Origin of the sequence: Agromyces sp. NBRC 114283 (assembly GCF_030268405.1) — a bacterium.
Lineage (GTDB): Bacteria > Actinomycetota > Actinomycetes > Actinomycetales > Microbacteriaceae > Agromyces > Agromyces mediolanus.
Window position 1 is genome coordinate 434,675 of record NZ_BSQP01000001.1, and the last position, 14,138, is coordinate 448,812.

Below are 14,138 nucleotides of genomic sequence, written 5' to 3' on the forward strand. Positions count from 1 at the left end.
GGGTCCAGCATGCGGCATCGAGCAGGCTGGACCAGGCATCGCGCAACACCGCACGACCCTTCGAACGAGAGGCGCACCCGCCCATGAGCGAGATCCGGTTCCCCCTTCCCGACGTCGGCGAGGGCCTCACCGAGGCTGAGATCGTGCAGTGGAAGGTCTCCCCCGGCGACCGCATCGCGCTCGACCAGGTGTTCGTCGAGATCGAGACGGCGAAGTCGCTCGTGGAGCTGCCGAGCGCCTACGAGGGCGTCGTCGCCGAGCTCCTCGTCGAGGAGGGCTCGACCGTCGACGTGGGCACCCCGATCCTGGTCATCCAGACGGATGCCTCGAACGGCATGAATGCAGGCGCGCCCGTGGCCCCGGCCGGTGCAGCCGCCGCCCCGGCTCCCGCGGCGGACGCGGCCGAGCTCGTCGCCGACACGGCCGCCTCCATCGCGGGCGACGAGGGCGGGGCCGTGCTCGTCGGCCACGGGGCATCCGGCCCCGCGCTCAGCCGTCGCCGCCGCCACCCCGTCGCCGACGGCGCGCACGCCCACCTCGGCGACGCCCACGTGCCGCCCGCTCCCCCGACGGCGCCGGCGGTCGAGGCCGCGCCGGTCGCGGCATCCGCTCCGCGACCCTCGGTCGAGTCGCAGATCCCCGTCATCGCGAAGCCGCCGATCCGCAAGCTCGCGAAGGACCTCGGCGTCGACCTCTCCCGGGTCACCCCGACCGGCCCGATCGGCGACATCACGCGCGACGACGTCATCCGTGAGGCGACGCAGGCGAGCGTCTTCCGCAACATCCAGACCCCGGAACTCCCGGAGGGGCGCGAGACCCGCATCCCGGTGAAGGGCGTGCGTAAGGCGATCGCCTCGGCGATGGTGCAGAGCGCCTTCACGGCGCCGCACGTCTCCGTCTTCGCCGACGTCGACGCGACGCGCACCATGGAGTTCGTGAAGCGGCTCAAGGCCTCCCCCGACTTCGCGGGCGTGAAGGTGTCGCCGCTCCTGATCATGGCGAAGGCGATGATCTGGGCCGTGCGCCGCAACCCGACGGTCAACGCGCAGTGGACCGATGAGGAGATCATCGTCAAGCACTTCGTGAACCTCGGCATCGCCGCGGCGACCCCCCGGGGGCTCATCGTGCCGAACGTCAAGGACGCGCAGAACATGTCGATGGTCGAGCTCGCGGCCGCGCTCGAGCAGCTGACGCTCACTGCGCGCGAGGGCAAGACGCAGCCGGCCGAGATGCAGCACGGCACGATCACGATCACGAACATCGGCGTCTTCGGCATGGACACGGGCACGCCGATCCTGAACCCGGGAGAGGTCGCGATCGTCGCGCTCGGCACCATCAAGCAGAAGCCCTGGGTCGTCGACGGTGAGGTGCGGCCGCGCTACGTGACGACGATCGGCGGATCCTTCGACCACCGCGTCGTCGACGGCGACGTCGCCAGCCGCTTCCTCGCGGACGTGGCCGCGATCATCGAGGAGCCGGCGCTGCTCCTCGAATGAGCAGCGCGGCCGTGGTGGCGATCACTCCCATGGGGCGACCGGTCGCGCAGTGGGCGGGAGCGGCGGCTCCAGCGTGAGCGCGATCCCGGCCTGCTCCGCGAGCGCGATCAGCTCGGCCGACGCGGTCGTGGGAGTGTCGTCGCGCAGCTCGACGGTGACGGCGCCGTCCTTGATCGCGACGGTACCGGTGCCGAGCTCCCGCGCCCGTTCGACGAGCGGCAGGAACGGGGCGAGCTCCGTGTCGGCGGAGAGCAGCGCGGCGAGGTGCACGTGATCGGGCAGATTCGGGTCGCCGTCCTCGTCCCAGGAGCCGCGGAAGTCGAGCGGGACGCCGGGCAGCTCGGTGCGGACGTCGCGAAGGGCCTCGTCCAGGCGGGCGCGGTCGGTCGAGGTGAGCGTGACCAGGAGCGGGTCGTCGCCGCCCGCCTCCGGACCCTGGAGCGAGACGCTGAAGCGACCCTCGAACCCCTCGCCGAGCCGTTGCATCGCGGCGCTCGCCTCGGCGAAGCGGACGAGCCCGGGCTCCGACAGGCAGGTGGTGCCGGACTCGGGCGAGAACACGTCCAGCACGGTGCCCGGCGCGAGCGAGTCCTCCTTCGTCGCGATCGAGATCATGGCCACCTCCACGTCGCCCTCGCAGCTCAGCTGGGCGATGCGGCGGGCGTCGTCCTCGCTCAGTGCGGGGTCGACGACGACCCAGAGCCGGTGCTCCGCCGGGGTGACGACGCCGCCGGCGAGGTCGGCCCGTGCCGAGACCACGCCGGGGAGGCCGTCGAGGCGGGAGGCCAGGCTCTGCAGCTCGGGCGCCTGGCCGAGGCATCCGGCGAGCAGGACGACGGTCGACAGGCCGACGGCGGCGGCGACCGGTCGAATGCGCATCACCCCATCATGCCGTTCGGCGGCGGTCAGGCGAAGCGGCGCTCGTAGACGAGCTGGCCGTCCACCTCTGCGCTGCGCTGCATGCCGGCGTGCTCGAGCGCCCGGCGGGCCGGCAGGTTCTCGACCTCCGCGTGCGCGCGCACGAGCGTGGCGCCGGCCGAGCGGGCCAGCTCGAGGGCCGCGACGACGGTGGGGACCGAGAGCCCCTGCCCGCGCACGGCGGGCACCAGGCCGAACGCGAACTCGACCGCGCCGTGCTCGTCGGGCGGGCCGAAGAGGTTCACTCCCCCGATCGCCGCGCCCTCGGCGCCGCGGTGCACGAGGTACGGGCCGAAGGGCGCCGGGTCGCCGTCCTCGCGGACGGTGCGCACGAACTCGCGCAGCAGCTCGGGCTCCTCGGTGAAGGCGTAGCCGCCCTCCCACCCGGCCGTCGCATCGATCTCGCCGGCGAGCAGGCGCTCGGCTTCGGCGACGGTGAACGGATGCAACGTGATGGGCTCGGTCGTCGTATCCACGTGCTTCACTCTCCCACGTTCCGATGACGCGCAGGTTTCGGATGTGCGTCCGGTGTCACGCGGTGACGTCGCGAGACGGCGGATGACCCCGCTGCGGGCCGCGGCGCCCCGGATCCGGTCGGCGCCATGATGGTTTTGACAATCATTATCAATAAGCGTACCGTCGAGGTCATGACCGCACGACGCCGCATCCGCCGACCCGCCCTCGCCATCGCCTCGCTCGCGATCGGCACCACCGGGGCCCTCGTGCTCGCCGGCTGCGCGGGCGGGGGCGCGGCCGCCGATGGCGGCGACGGCGTCTCGATCGTCGCGACGACCACGCAGGTGGGCGACTTCACCCGTGAGCTCGTGGGCGGCGAGGCGAAGGTCACCCAGCTCCTCGGCCCAGGGCAGAGCGCCCACGGCTTCGACCCTTCGGCGGCGCAGCTCGCCGCGATCGCGAGCGCCGACGCGCTCGTCGTGAACGGCGCCGGCCTCGAGGGCTGGGTCGACGACGCGGTCGCCGCTTCCGGCTTCGACGGCAAGCTCATCGACGCGAGCACGGGCATCGAGCTCTTCGGCACGCACGATCACGATCACGATCACGGCGACGAGACGGCCGACGAGCACGCCGAGCACGGCGACGAGACGGCCGACGAGCACGGGGCGGACGACTCGCACGACGGCCACGACCACAGCGGCGGCAACCCGCATATCTGGACCGATCCCGAGCTCGCCGAGCAGATGGTCGAGAACATCGCGGACGGTCTCGCCGAGGTGCCCGGGCTCGACGCCGCGACGATCGACGCGAACGAGTCGGCCTACACCGCGAAGCTCGCCGCGCTCGACGAGTGGATCGAGCAGAACGTCTCGCAGGTGCCCGTCGCCCAGCGGCTGCTCGTCACCAACCACGATGCCTTCACCTACTTCGTCGAGGCCTACGACCTCACCTTCGTCGGCAGCGTCATCCCGAGCTTCGACGACAACGCCGAGCCCTCGGCCGCCGAGATCGACGAGCTCGTGAAGAAGATCCGCGAGACCGGCGTCAAGGCCGTGTTCTCGGAGGGCTCGATCTCGCCCAAGGCCGCGGAGACGATCGCGACGGAGGCCGGGGTCGCCGTGTACTCCGGCGAGGACGCGCTGTACGGCGACGCGCTCGGCGCCGAGGGCACGGACGGCGCCACCTACCTCGGCAGCCAGGAGCACAACGTGCGGCTGATCCTGGAGTCGTGGGGCGTCGTGCCGACCGAGCTCCCCGCCGTACTGCAAAAATGACGAGCATGACCGATCCCGTCCTGGAGCTGCTGGGGGCCGCGTTCACGCACCCGGGCGGCTCCGGCGTCTCGGGCCTCGACTTCGCGATCGCCCCGGGGGAGGCGGTCGCGCTCGTCGGTCCCAACGGCGCCGGCAAGTCGACCCTGCTCAAGGGGCTGCTCGGCTTGGTGCCGAAGACGGCGGGCCGGGTGCGCATCGCCGGCAGTGAACATGCCGCGAACGGCATGATCGGATTCCTGCCGCAGACCGCCGAGCTCGATCCGGAGTTCCCCATCACGCTCGAGCAGGTCGTGATGCAGGGGCGGTACCGCAAGCTCGGGCTGTTCCGCTGGCCGGGTCGCGCCGATCGCGCAGCGGTGCGACGGGCGCTCGAGTCCGTGGGGCTCGCACCGCTCGCGAAGCGGCGCTACGGCGAGCTCTCCGGCGGCCAGCGCCAGCGCGGCCTGCTCGCCAGGGCGCTCGCCTCGGAGCCGGTGCTGCTCCTGCTCGACGAACCGTTCAACGGCCTCGACCAGCCGAACCGGGACGCCCTGATCGAGACGCTCCGGCGGCTGAAGGCCGAGCGGGTCTCGGTGCTCGTCTCCACCCACGACCTCGAACTCGCGCGCCAGGTCTGCGACGCCGTGCTCTTCGTGAACGGCGAGCAGCTCGCCTTCGGCCCGATCGACGAGGTGCTCACTCTCGCCAACGTGCAGGAGTGCTTCGAGGGCGTCGAGGTCGAAGTCGACGAGCACACCCTCGTCGTTCCTGGGCACGAGGGGCATTGATGCCGCGAACCGCATATCTCGGCACGGGCCGCGCGGCGGGACCGGCGTCGCCGGCGGGGGAGTGGCGCGCATGAGCCTCGGCGACGCGCTCTTCGGTGCGTTCGCGATGCCGTTCATGGGTCGGGCGCTCTTCGTGATGCTCGTGCTCGCCGTGGTCGCGGGCGTGATCGGCGTGCTCGTGAACCTCCGCGGGCTCGAGTTCATCACCGACGGGCTCACGCACGCGGTGTTCCCCGGGCTCGCGATCGGCCTCGCCCTCGGCGGCACGGCCGGACTCATCCCCGGTGCCGCCGTCGCGGCGCTGGCCGCCGCGCTCGTACTCACCTGGCTCGACCGGGCCGGCGTCACCTCCGACGCGGCGATCGCGATCGTGCTCACCGCGACCTTCAGCATCGGCGTGATCGTGGTCTCACGCAGCGACGACTACGCGGGCGAGCTCGAGGCCCTGCTCTTCGGGCGGGTGCTGACCGTGCCCCCCGAGCAGCTCGTACCGCTCGTCGGCGTCTCGCTGCTCGCCCTGCTCGCGATCGGGGTGACGATGAAGCAGCAGCTGCTGCGCGCCTTCGACCCCGCCGGCAGCCGCGCGATGGGCGACTCGGCGCTCGGCCTCGACCTCGTGCTCAACGCCGCCGTCGCGCTCGTCGTGGTCGCGGCCTCGGCCACGATCGGATCGCTCCTCGTGCTCGCGCTGCTCATCGTGCCCGGGGCGCTCGCGCGGCTCGTCACCGTGCGCCTCTGGTGGCTGTTCCCGATCGCCGCGGCGTTCGCGGCGGTCGCGGCGTGGCTCGGCCTCGCGGCGAACTACGCGATCTCGCTCGGCGCGGGCGTCGATCTGCCGGCCGGTTCGACGATCGTGGCGGTCTTCGTGCTGGGCTACGGGCTCGTGCTCGCGATCGCCTTGCTCGTCGGGCGCCTCGCACGGCGTGCGCGCCCCGAGCACTCGGCCGGGCCGGTGACGACGACGACGGCGGCGGGAGCCGCGACGGCGGGGGAGGCGGCCTGATGGGCTACTTCGAGCGCGCGCTCCTCGCGGCCGTCGTGATCGGTGCCGGCGCGGGCTTCGTCGGCGCCCTCGTCGTGCTGCGCCGGCGCACCTTCTTCGCGCAGGCCCTCACGCACGCCACCTATCCGGGCGCGGTCGCGGCGGCGGCGCTCGGCGTCAGCGTGCCCCTCGGCGCGGCGGTCGCCTCGGTCGCGATCGTCGCGATCATGGCGGGCATCGCCCGGGTGCGCCGGCAGGGCGCGCAGGTCGCCGCCGGTGTCGTGCTGACCGCCGGCTTCGCCGCGGGCGCCCTGCTGCAGGCGAGCCTGCCCGGCATGCCGGTGCACGCCGAGTCGTTCCTGGTGGGCTCGATCCTCACCGTCACCGACGGCGACATCCTGCTGGCCGCGGTCGTCGCGGTCGCCGCCGTCGTCCTCGTGGCGGCCTTCGGCACGCGGATCTTCTTCTCGACCTTCGATCCGTCGGGATTCCGGGCGGCCGGCTTCCGCGAGTGGCCCGTCGAGCTCCTGGTGCTCGCGCTCATCGCCGCCTCCGTGGTCTCCTCGCTGCCCGCGGTCGGGGCCATCCTCGCGATCGCGCTCATCGCCGCACCGGCCGCCGCCGCGCGGTTGGTCGTGCCGAGCTATCGGGGGGTGCTGCTCGTCGCCCCCGTCATCGGCGCGGCGTCCGGGATCATCGGCGTGCTCGTCTCGCGCGCCTTCGCGATCGCAGCGGGGCCGTCGATCGCGCTCGCCGCGACGGCGTTCTTCGCCGTCGCCTTGGGTGTTTCCAAGCTTCGACGGCTACCGTGGAGGGAGCAGATCCCGGTCGAGACGGCAGAGGACGCACGCATCGCATGAAACGCAACACCTGGCAGCGCGAGGCCGTTCGCGAGGCCCTCGACGACACCGAGGGCTTCATCAGCGCACAGGCCCTGCACTCGGCGCTGCACGCCAACGGTTCGCCGATCGGATTGGCGACGGTCTACCGGGCGCTCGGCGACCTCGCCTCGAGCGGCGAGGCCGACTCACTGCAGTCCCCGGAGGGCGAGGCGCTCTACCGCGCGTGCTCGACGACGGGGCATCACCACCACCTGATCTGCCGCAACTGCGGACTCACGGTCGAGATCGCGGCCGACGAGGTCGAGGCCTGGGCCAAGGGCGTCGCCGCCGAGCACGGCTTCACCCAGGCCGCCCACGTGGTCGACGTCTTCGGCCTCTGCGCGAACTGCACCAAGCTCGCCGCCGCCGGCTGAGCGGGCGGAGAAGCCCAGATCAGGGCATATTTCCAACCGTTCGGTTTGAGTTCTGCTCCCGAAGGTGGATAGCGTGGACGAGGTCTTCGTGACCGTTTGAACCCAGTCCGCGGCCCCGCGGCACCGCCGTGCCAGGGGACGTATGGTGGGGGCGTGGTGCCCGGTCCCGATGGCCGGTCGCGCTGGATCCCCGGATCGCTGGACCGCGTATCGCGCTCCGCTCCCGGATCCCGGATCGCCCTGACCCGGCCGTGACTCGTGCGCGTCAGCACACAGCACCCTCCGCCGGCGCGCCAGGAGCACCCCGTCTATGCCCGTGCGCCCGCAGCAGCCCGACTCCAGCACCCGACCCGACCCGACCACCGAGCTCCGGACTCCCGGGCTCGAACCGCACCCGGACCCGCTCGCGCTCCGCCCCGTCGCCGCCGAGACGCCCGCCATCGAGGTCGCCGGCCTCACCAAGTTCTTCGGCCGCCGCCCCGGCGAGGCCCTCGAGCGCTTGCGCCGCGGCGCGAGCCGCGAGGAGCTCGCCGGACTCGGCACCGCCGCCGTCATCGACGCCGACTTCCGGGTCGCGCAGGGCGAGATCTTCGTCGTCATGGGCCTCTCCGGCTCCGGCAAGTCGACGCTCATCCGGATGCTGAACGGCCTGCTTCCCGCGACCGCCGGCACCGTCTCGGTGATGGGGGAGCGGATCACCGGCATCGCGCCGAAGCGCCTCCGCGAGGTGCGCCGCCGGCACGTGTCGATGGTGTTCCAGCACTTCGCCCTGCTGCCGCACCGGAACGTGCGCGACAACGCCGCCTACGGGCTCGAGATCCAGGGCGTCGCGCCGGCGGAGCGCCGGGAGCGCGCCGAACGGATCCTCGAGCGCGTCGGCCTGGGCGGCTGGGGCGACAAGCTCCCCTCCGAGCTCTCCGGCGGCATGCAGCAGCGCGTCGGGCTCGCCCGCGCCCTCGCCGCGGACACCGACATCCTGCTGATGGACGAGGCGTTCAGCGCCCTCGACCCGCTCATCCGCCGCGAGATGCAGGAGCAGCTCATCGAGCTGCAACAGGAGCTCGGCAAGACGATCGTCTTCATCACGCACGATCTCAACGAGGCGATGTTCCTCGGCGACCGCATCGCGGTCATGCGGGACGGCCGCATCGTGCAGCTCGGCACGGCCGAGGAGATCCTCACCGATCCCGCCGACGACTACGTCGCCCAGTTCGTGCAAGACGTCGACCGGGCCCGCGTGCTCACCGCCGCGAACGTGATGGAGCCGCCGCGCGCGGTCGTCTCCGCCTCGGCCGGCCCGCGCGGCGCGCTGCGCACCATGCGCGATCTGCAGACCTCGATGGCCTTCGTCGTCACCGGCGGACGCCGGCTGCGCGGCGTCATCCGCGACCGCGACGCGCTCCGCCTCGTGCAGCGCGGCGACCGCTCGCTCGAGAGCGCGATCCGCGACGACCACCCGGTCGTGCACCCCGACGAGCACCTCAGCGAACTCCTCGAGACCTCGGTCGAGAGCCCGCTGCCGCTCGCCGTGGTCGACGACGCCGGGCGCCTGCTCGGCGCCGTCCCGCGCGTCACCCTGCTCGCCGCGCTCGGCAACGTCCCAGCCGTGACCGGCGAGCTCGAGATCGTCGAGCCGCCCGCGACCGTCCCGGTCGACGTCGTGACCGCGACGCTCCGCGAGACCGCGGGTGCGGCGCACGAGGACGTCGAGCCGCGGGCGAGCGAAGCGGAGCCCACCGCGGATGCCGCGCCGGAGCTCGCCCGGCCGGTCGCCGCCGCGACGGAGGGGGGTGCCCGATGAACGGCTTCCGCCTGCCCCTCGGCGAGTGGATCGAAGCGATCTTCCGCACCATCACCGACGTCGCCGGAGGCTTCTTCGCCGCGCTGCGCACGATCTTCCTCGGCGCCTACGACGCGGTGGACTGGCTCTTCTCAGCGCCCCCGTTCTGGGCCGTGATCGTCGCGATCGCGGCGCTCGCCTGGTGGGCGCGCGGCTGGAAGCTCGGGGTCGGCACGGCCCTCGGCCTCCTGGTCATCCTCGGCGTCGACCAGTGGGACAACGCCATGGACTCGCTCGCCCTCGTGCTCGTCGCGAGCGCCATCGCGATCGCGGTCGCGGTGCCGCTCGGCATCCTGGCGGCCCGGAACGACGTCGCGTCCCGCATCATCCGGCCGATCCTCGACTTCATGCAGACGATGCCGGCGATGGTCTACCTCATCCCCGCGCTCGTGCTGTTCCGCGTCGGCGTCGTGCCCGGCATCGTCGCGACGATCGTGTTCGCGATGGCCCCCGGCGTGCGGCTCACCGAGCTCGGCATCCGCGGCGTCGACCGCGAGGTGGTCGAGGCGGGGCAGGCCTTCGGCTCCTCGCCGGGCCGCATCCTGCGGCAGATCCAGCTGCCGCTCGCGATGCCGTCGATCATGGCCGGCGTGAACCAGGTGATCATGCTCTCGCTGTCGATGGTCGTCATCGCCGGCATGGTCGGCGCGGGCGGCCTCGGCGGGCAGGTCGTCGCGAGCCTCACCCGGCTCGACGTCGGCCTCGGATTCGAGGCCGGGCTCTCCGTCGTCATCCTCGCCGTCATCCTCGACCGGATCACCGGCGCGTTCGGCGGCGGCTTCCGCGGCAAGGCGGGCAAGGCCAAGCCGGGCACGGCCAAGGCGACGGCGAAGGCCCAGGCGGCGACGCCGCAGACCGCCGCCGAGCCCGACTCGGAGCCGCAGCCGCCGCGCGTGCCCGCCGCGACCGCCTGAGCGGCGCCCCGACTCGCGGACGCCGGCGCCCAACCGCCGGCGCCCGTCGATCCCGCGCGGCGCCCCCGCGCGGAACATCCCCAACACCCGCGACACAGCACGCGGGAGGAAAGGAAGCACCATGAAGAAGCGACACCTCACCTCGGCCCTCGCCATCGGCGCGGCCGCGACGATCGCCCTGGCCGGCTGCGCGGGCGACGGCGGGGGCAGCGGCGACGCCGCCTCCGACAAGCAGCTTACGATCGCCGTGTTCAACGGCTGGGACGAGGGCATCGCCGCCTCCGAGCTCTGGAAGGCGGTGCTGACCGAGCAGGGCTACGACGTCACGCTCGAGTACGCCGACGTCGCGCCGGTCTTCTCCGGCCTCTCCACCGGCGACTACGACCTCACCCTCGACGTCTGGCTGCCGCAGACGCACGCGAGCTACCTCGAGCAGTTCGGCGCCGACATCACCGACCTCGGCGCCTGGAACGAGGAGGCCTCGCTCACCGTCGCGGTCAACGAGGACGCCCCGATCGACTCGCTCGCCGACCTCGCGAAGCACGCCGACGAGTTCGACAACCGCATCGTCGGCATCGAGCCGGGCGCCGGCCTCACCGAGGCCGTGCAGAACGAGACGATCCCGACGTACGGCCTCGACGGCATGGAGTTCGTGACGTCCTCGACGCCCGCGATGCTCTCCGAGCTGACCGCGGCGACCGACGCCGGCGAGAACATCGTCGTCACCCTCTGGCGCCCGCACTGGGCCTACGACGCCTTCCCGCTGAAGGATCTGAAGGACCCCGAGGGTACGCTCGGCACCGCCGAGGGCATCCACGCGTTCGGCAGCGGCAGCTTCGCCGACGACCACCCCGAGGTCGCCGAGTGGCTGTCCAACTTCACGATGGACAGCGAGCTGCTCTACTCGCTCGAGAACGCCATGTTCAACGAGCACACCGGTGACGACTACGAGCAGGTCGTCGCCGACTGGATCGCCGACAACCGGGAGTGGGTCGACGGTCTGACGAAGTAACCTCCCGCGGCGCACCGAGGGTGCGTCGCCGACGCGGATGCCGCGGGCTGCACCGGCCCGCGGCATCCGTCGTCTTCCGGCGGACGCTGGACGCCGCCGCCGATCTTCCGTAGCATCCGACTCGGATGCAGGTTCGGGGGGACCCATCCGTCGCCGCCCGCGGCATCCGCGCCGGCACCGAACTCCGGTGCCGGAGTTCTCGATGCAGGGGGGCCACATGTCCGATCGACTCGACTCCGATGAGACGCCGAACTTCGCGAGGCCGGGGGAGGCGACGGTCGCCGCGCGGCATCGCATCCCGCAGGCCGAGTCCTTGCCCGATACGGCGTACCAGATCGTTCACGACGAGATCATGCTCGACGGCAACTCGCGGCTGAACCTCGCGACGTTCGTGGGTACGTGGATGGACGACGAGGCCAGGAAGCTGTACGAGGACTCGTTCGACAAGAACATGATCGACAAGGACGAGTACCCGCAGACCGCGGCGATCGAGGACAACTGCTGGCGGATGCTCGCGAACCTCTGGAACGCGCCGGATGCGGCGACGGCGATCGGCACGTCCACGATCGGCTCCTCGGAGGCCTGCATGCTCGGCGGTCTGGCGTTCAAGCGCCGTTGGCAGCAGGCCCGCCGCGCGGCGGGCAAGGACGCGAGCTCGCCGAACCTCGTCATGTCGAGCGCCGTGCAGGTGTGCTGGGAGAAGTTCTGCAACTACTTCGACGTCGAGCCGCGCTTCGTGCCGATCTCCGAGGAGCACAAGACGCTCGACGGGCACGGCCTCGAGCAGTACGTCGACGAGAACACCATCGGCGTGGTGGCGATCATGGGTGTCACGTACACCGGCATGTACGAGCCCGTCGACGAGATCGCGAAGGCGCTCGACGCGATCCAGGCGAAGACGGGCCTCGACATCCCGATCCACGTCGACGGCGCCTCGGGTGCGATGATCGCGCCGTTCCTGCAGCCGGACACGGTGTGGGACTTCCGCCTGGAGCGGGTGCACTCGATCAGCACCTCCGGGCACAAGTACGGGCTCGTCTACCCGGGCCTCGGCTGGGTGGTCTGGCGCGAGGCGCAGTGGCTGCCGGACGACCTCGTGTTCAAGGTGAGCTACCTCGGCGGCGAGATGCCGACGTTCGCGCTCAACTTCTCGCGGCCGGGCGCGCAGGTGCTGCTGCAGTACTACGCGTTCCTGCGGCTCGGCATCGACGGCTACACCGCGGTGCAGCAGGCCTCGCAGGATGTCGCGAAGTACCTCTCGGCGGGCATCGCGAAGATCGGCGCCTTCGAGCTGTGGAACGACGGCAGCGACATCCCCGTCTTCGCGTGGCGGCTGAAGGCCGGGCACACGAAGAACTGGAACCTGTACCACCTGCAGGACCGGCTCAGGATGAAGGGATGGCTCGTCCCCGCCTACCCCATGCCGGACGACCTCGCCGACCTCACCGTGCAGCGCATCGTCGTGCGCAACGGGCTCAGCATGGACCTCGCCGAGGAGCTGCTCGAGGCGATCCAGACCGAGACCGCGTACCTCGACGCCCTCGAGTCGCCGATGCCGGTCGAGGGCCAGCACCCCGGGTTCCACCACTAGGGGGTGCGAGATGGCTCAGCACCGCACCGAGGCCGCGCGCACCTCCAACCATCCGCTCGCGCCCCACAACCCGGCGACCGCCTTCCTCGGCGTCGGCCAGCTGGCTCTGCTCACCCTCGTCGTCGTCGCGAGCCTGCGCTCGTTGCCGGCGATGGCGGTGTTCGGGCTCGGCAGCATCACCCTGTACCTGATCCCGGCGATCTTCTTCCTGATCCCGACCGCGCTCGTCGCCGCCGAGCTCGCGACCGGCTGGAAGGGCGGCGTGTACATCTGGGTGCGCGAGGCGCTCGGCAACCGCTGGGGCTTCACGGCGGTCTGGCTGCAGTGGATCCAGAACGTCGTCTGGTACCCGACGCAGCTGTCGTTCATCGCGGCGGCGCTCGCCTTCGTGTTCTTCGACCCCTCGCTGTCGAACTCCGGCTTCTTCACCGCGGTGGTGATCCTGGTGCTCTACTGGGGATCGACGTTCATCACGCTGCGCGGCGGCAACCTCTTCGCGAAGCTCGGCTCCTGGGGCGGCATCCTCGGCACCCTGCTGCCCGCGGCCCTGCTGATCGTGTTCGGCGCGATCTGGGTGTTCAGCGGCGAGAAGAGCCAGGTGCCGCTCGAGGCATCCGCCATCATCCCGCCGTTCACGGGCCTCGCCTCGATCGTGCTGATCGTGTCGAACGTGCTCGCCTACGCGGGCATGGAGGTCAACGCGGTGCACGTGAACCAGATGAAGGACCCGGGTCGCGGCTACCCGCGCTCGGTGCTGCTCGCCTCGGTGCTGATCCTCGCCGTGTTCATCCTGCCGACGCTCGCGATCTCGGTCGCGGTGCCGCAGAAGGAGCTCGGCCTCACGAACGGGATCATGCTCGCCTTCGGCGAGTACTTCCAGCACTGGGGGATGGGGGAGTGGGCCACCGCGATCGTGTCGGCGCTGATCGCGGCGGGCGCGCTCGCCTCGGTCATCACCTGGGTCGCCGGGCCGTCGAAGGGCGTGCTCGCCGCCGCCGAGACGGGGCTGCTGCCGCCGCTGCTGCAGAAGCGCAACGCGGAGGGCGTGCAGTCCGGCATCCTCATGCTGCAGGGCACGATCGTGACCGTGCTCGCGGCGATCTTCATCATCGTGCCCGACGTGAGCTCGGCGTTCGTCGCGCTCATCGACATGGCCGCGGCGCTCTACCTGATCATGTACATGATGATGTTCGCCTCCGCGATCGTGCTGCGGCGCACGCAGCCGAACGTGAAGCGGGCGTACCGGGTGCCGGCGCTCGACTTCGTCGCCGGGGTGGGCTTCCTCGCCTGCCTCGCGGCGTTCCTGCTGGCGTTCATCCCGCCCGACGGGTTCAGCGCGTTCTCGCCCGCCGCGTACCCGTGGATCGTCGGCGTCGTCATCGTCGTGCTCGGCGTGCCGCCGCTCATCTTCTACGCCGTCAGACGGCCGAGCTGGGACCGCCGCAGCGACGCGGACAAGCAGAAGCACGGCACGCACGAAGAGGACGGCTGAGCGCGCCGCCGCAGATCCCCCGATTCGGCCCGGACCGGGGGATCTGCTAGGCTGGCTCGTTGGCTGGGTACATCCACTGCCCAGTTCGTAGGCGAATCCCTCGTATCTTCCGCGCAAGCGGTGGGCGTCGCCTGCAGACAA

Annotated in this window: 13 protein-coding genes; 11 read left to right on the forward strand and 2 right to left on the reverse strand. The window is 71.7% G+C overall.

The window, feature by feature from the left end; genetic code table 11:
• Positions 1-83: 83 nt before the first annotated feature.
• Positions 84-1,496 (forward strand): dihydrolipoamide acetyltransferase family protein, encoded by a 1,413-nt coding sequence (locus QSJ60_RS02055; protein WP_230765207.1) that lies wholly within the window; start codon positions 84-86, stop codon positions 1,494-1,496.
• Positions 1,497-1,517: 21 nt separating this feature from the next.
• Here the strand turns inward: QSJ60_RS02055 and QSJ60_RS02060 are convergent, their stop codons facing one another.
• Together QSJ60_RS02060 and QSJ60_RS02065 are read right to left on the reverse strand one after the other, a co-directional pair.
• Positions 1,518-2,375, reverse strand: a complete 858-nt coding sequence (locus QSJ60_RS02060; RefSeq protein WP_285462329.1) for a hypothetical protein — start codon at positions 2,373-2,375, stop codon at positions 1,518-1,520.
• A 26-nt stretch (positions 2,376-2,401) separates the two neighbouring features.
• Positions 2,402-2,890: a GNAT family N-acetyltransferase gene (locus tag QSJ60_RS02065; RefSeq protein WP_189084024.1), complete on the reverse strand. Its 489-nt coding sequence runs from the start codon at positions 2,888-2,890 to the stop codon at positions 2,402-2,404.
• A gap of 171 nt (positions 2,891-3,061) precedes the next feature.
• Here QSJ60_RS02065 and QSJ60_RS02070 point away from each other — a divergent pair, with 171 nt between their 5' ends.
• The 10 genes from QSJ60_RS02070 to gadC all read left to right on the forward strand — a co-directional run bounded on the left by QSJ60_RS02070 (position 3,062) and on the right by gadC (position 13,997).
• The gene (locus tag QSJ60_RS02070) at positions 3,062-4,144 is read left to right on the forward strand and encodes a metal ABC transporter substrate-binding protein (protein WP_285462330.1); all 1,083 of its coding nucleotides are present in this window, start codon (positions 3,062-3,064) and stop codon (positions 4,142-4,144) included.
• A 5-nt stretch (positions 4,145-4,149) separates the two neighbouring features.
• Positions 4,150-4,911 carry a metal ABC transporter ATP-binding protein gene (locus tag QSJ60_RS02075; protein WP_230765215.1) on the forward strand — a complete coding sequence of 254 codons (762 nt, stop codon included), beginning with the start codon at positions 4,150-4,152 and terminating at the stop codon, positions 4,909-4,911.
• Between the two features lie 70 nt (positions 4,912-4,981).
• Positions 4,982-5,914: a metal ABC transporter permease gene (locus tag QSJ60_RS02080; RefSeq protein WP_285462331.1), complete on the forward strand. Its 933-nt coding sequence runs from the start codon at positions 4,982-4,984 to the stop codon at positions 5,912-5,914.
• The gene (locus tag QSJ60_RS02085) at positions 5,914-6,753 is read left to right on the forward strand and encodes a metal ABC transporter permease (RefSeq protein WP_285462332.1); all 840 of its coding nucleotides are present in this window, start codon (positions 5,914-5,916) and stop codon (positions 6,751-6,753) included. Before QSJ60_RS02080 ends, QSJ60_RS02085 begins: the two co-directional genes overlap by 1 nt.
• Positions 6,750-7,148 (forward strand): Fur family transcriptional regulator, encoded by a 399-nt coding sequence (locus QSJ60_RS02090; protein ID WP_189084029.1) that lies wholly within the window; start codon positions 6,750-6,752, stop codon positions 7,146-7,148. The genes QSJ60_RS02085 and QSJ60_RS02090 overlap by 4 nt, the downstream gene beginning before the upstream one ends.
• 310 nt (positions 7,149-7,458) lie before the next feature.
• Entirely contained in the window at positions 7,459-8,949 is a 1,491-nt protein-coding gene (locus QSJ60_RS02095; protein ID WP_285462333.1) for a quaternary amine ABC transporter ATP-binding protein, read from the forward strand.
• On the forward strand, positions 8,946-9,902 hold the full coding sequence (locus QSJ60_RS02100; RefSeq protein WP_230765223.1) for an ABC transporter permease: 957 nt from the start codon (positions 8,946-8,948) through the stop codon (positions 9,900-9,902). The genes QSJ60_RS02095 and QSJ60_RS02100 overlap by 4 nt, the downstream gene beginning before the upstream one ends.
• 121 nt (positions 9,903-10,023) lie before the next feature.
• Positions 10,024-10,914 carry a glycine betaine ABC transporter substrate-binding protein gene (locus tag QSJ60_RS02105; protein ID WP_230765225.1) on the forward strand — a complete coding sequence of 297 codons (891 nt, stop codon included), beginning with the start codon at positions 10,024-10,026 and terminating at the stop codon, positions 10,912-10,914.
• 217 nt (positions 10,915-11,131) lie between these two features.
• The gene (gene gad, locus QSJ60_RS02110) at positions 11,132-12,505 is read left to right on the forward strand and encodes a glutamate decarboxylase (protein WP_230765227.1); all 1,374 of its coding nucleotides are present in this window, start codon (positions 11,132-11,134) and stop codon (positions 12,503-12,505) included.
• A 10-nt stretch (positions 12,506-12,515) separates the two neighbouring features.
• Positions 12,516-13,997 carry a glutamate/gamma-aminobutyrate antiporter GadC gene (gene gadC / locus QSJ60_RS02115; protein WP_285462334.1) on the forward strand — a complete coding sequence of 494 codons (1,482 nt, stop codon included), beginning with the start codon at positions 12,516-12,518 and terminating at the stop codon, positions 13,995-13,997.
• The last annotated feature ends 141 nt before the right edge of the window (positions 13,998-14,138 follow it).

What these genes read in the sequence shown, in the direction of transcription:
- QSJ60_RS02055 (WP_230765207.1), top strand. Translation starts at nt 84, where the DNA reads ATGAGCGAGATCCGGTTCCCCCTTCCCGACGTCGGCGAGGGCCTCACC.
- QSJ60_RS02060 (WP_285462329.1), bottom strand. Translation starts at nt 2,375, where the DNA reads ATGCGCATTCGACCGGTCGCCGCCGCCGTCGGCCTGTCGACCGTCGTC.
- QSJ60_RS02070 (WP_285462330.1), top strand. Translation starts at nt 3,062, where the DNA reads ATGACCGCACGACGCCGCATCCGCCGACCCGCCCTCGCCATCGCCTCG.
- QSJ60_RS02075 (WP_230765215.1), top strand. Translation starts at nt 4,150, where the DNA reads ATGACCGATCCCGTCCTGGAGCTGCTGGGGGCCGCGTTCACGCACCCG.
- QSJ60_RS02080 (WP_285462331.1), top strand. Translation starts at nt 4,982, where the DNA reads ATGAGCCTCGGCGACGCGCTCTTCGGTGCGTTCGCGATGCCGTTCATG.
- QSJ60_RS02085 (WP_285462332.1), top strand. Translation starts at nt 5,914, where the DNA reads ATGGGCTACTTCGAGCGCGCGCTCCTCGCGGCCGTCGTGATCGGTGCC.
- QSJ60_RS02090 (WP_189084029.1), top strand. Translation starts at nt 6,750, where the DNA reads ATGAAACGCAACACCTGGCAGCGCGAGGCCGTTCGCGAGGCCCTCGAC.
- QSJ60_RS02095 (WP_285462333.1), top strand. Translation starts at nt 7,459, where the DNA reads ATGCCCGTGCGCCCGCAGCAGCCCGACTCCAGCACCCGACCCGACCCG.
- QSJ60_RS02100 (WP_230765223.1), top strand. Translation starts at nt 8,946, where the DNA reads ATGAACGGCTTCCGCCTGCCCCTCGGCGAGTGGATCGAAGCGATCTTC.
- QSJ60_RS02105 (WP_230765225.1), top strand. Translation starts at nt 10,024, where the DNA reads ATGAAGAAGCGACACCTCACCTCGGCCCTCGCCATCGGCGCGGCCGCG.
- gad (WP_230765227.1), top strand. Translation starts at nt 11,132, where the DNA reads ATGTCCGATCGACTCGACTCCGATGAGACGCCGAACTTCGCGAGGCCG.
- gadC (WP_285462334.1), top strand. Translation starts at nt 12,516, where the DNA reads ATGGCTCAGCACCGCACCGAGGCCGCGCGCACCTCCAACCATCCGCTC.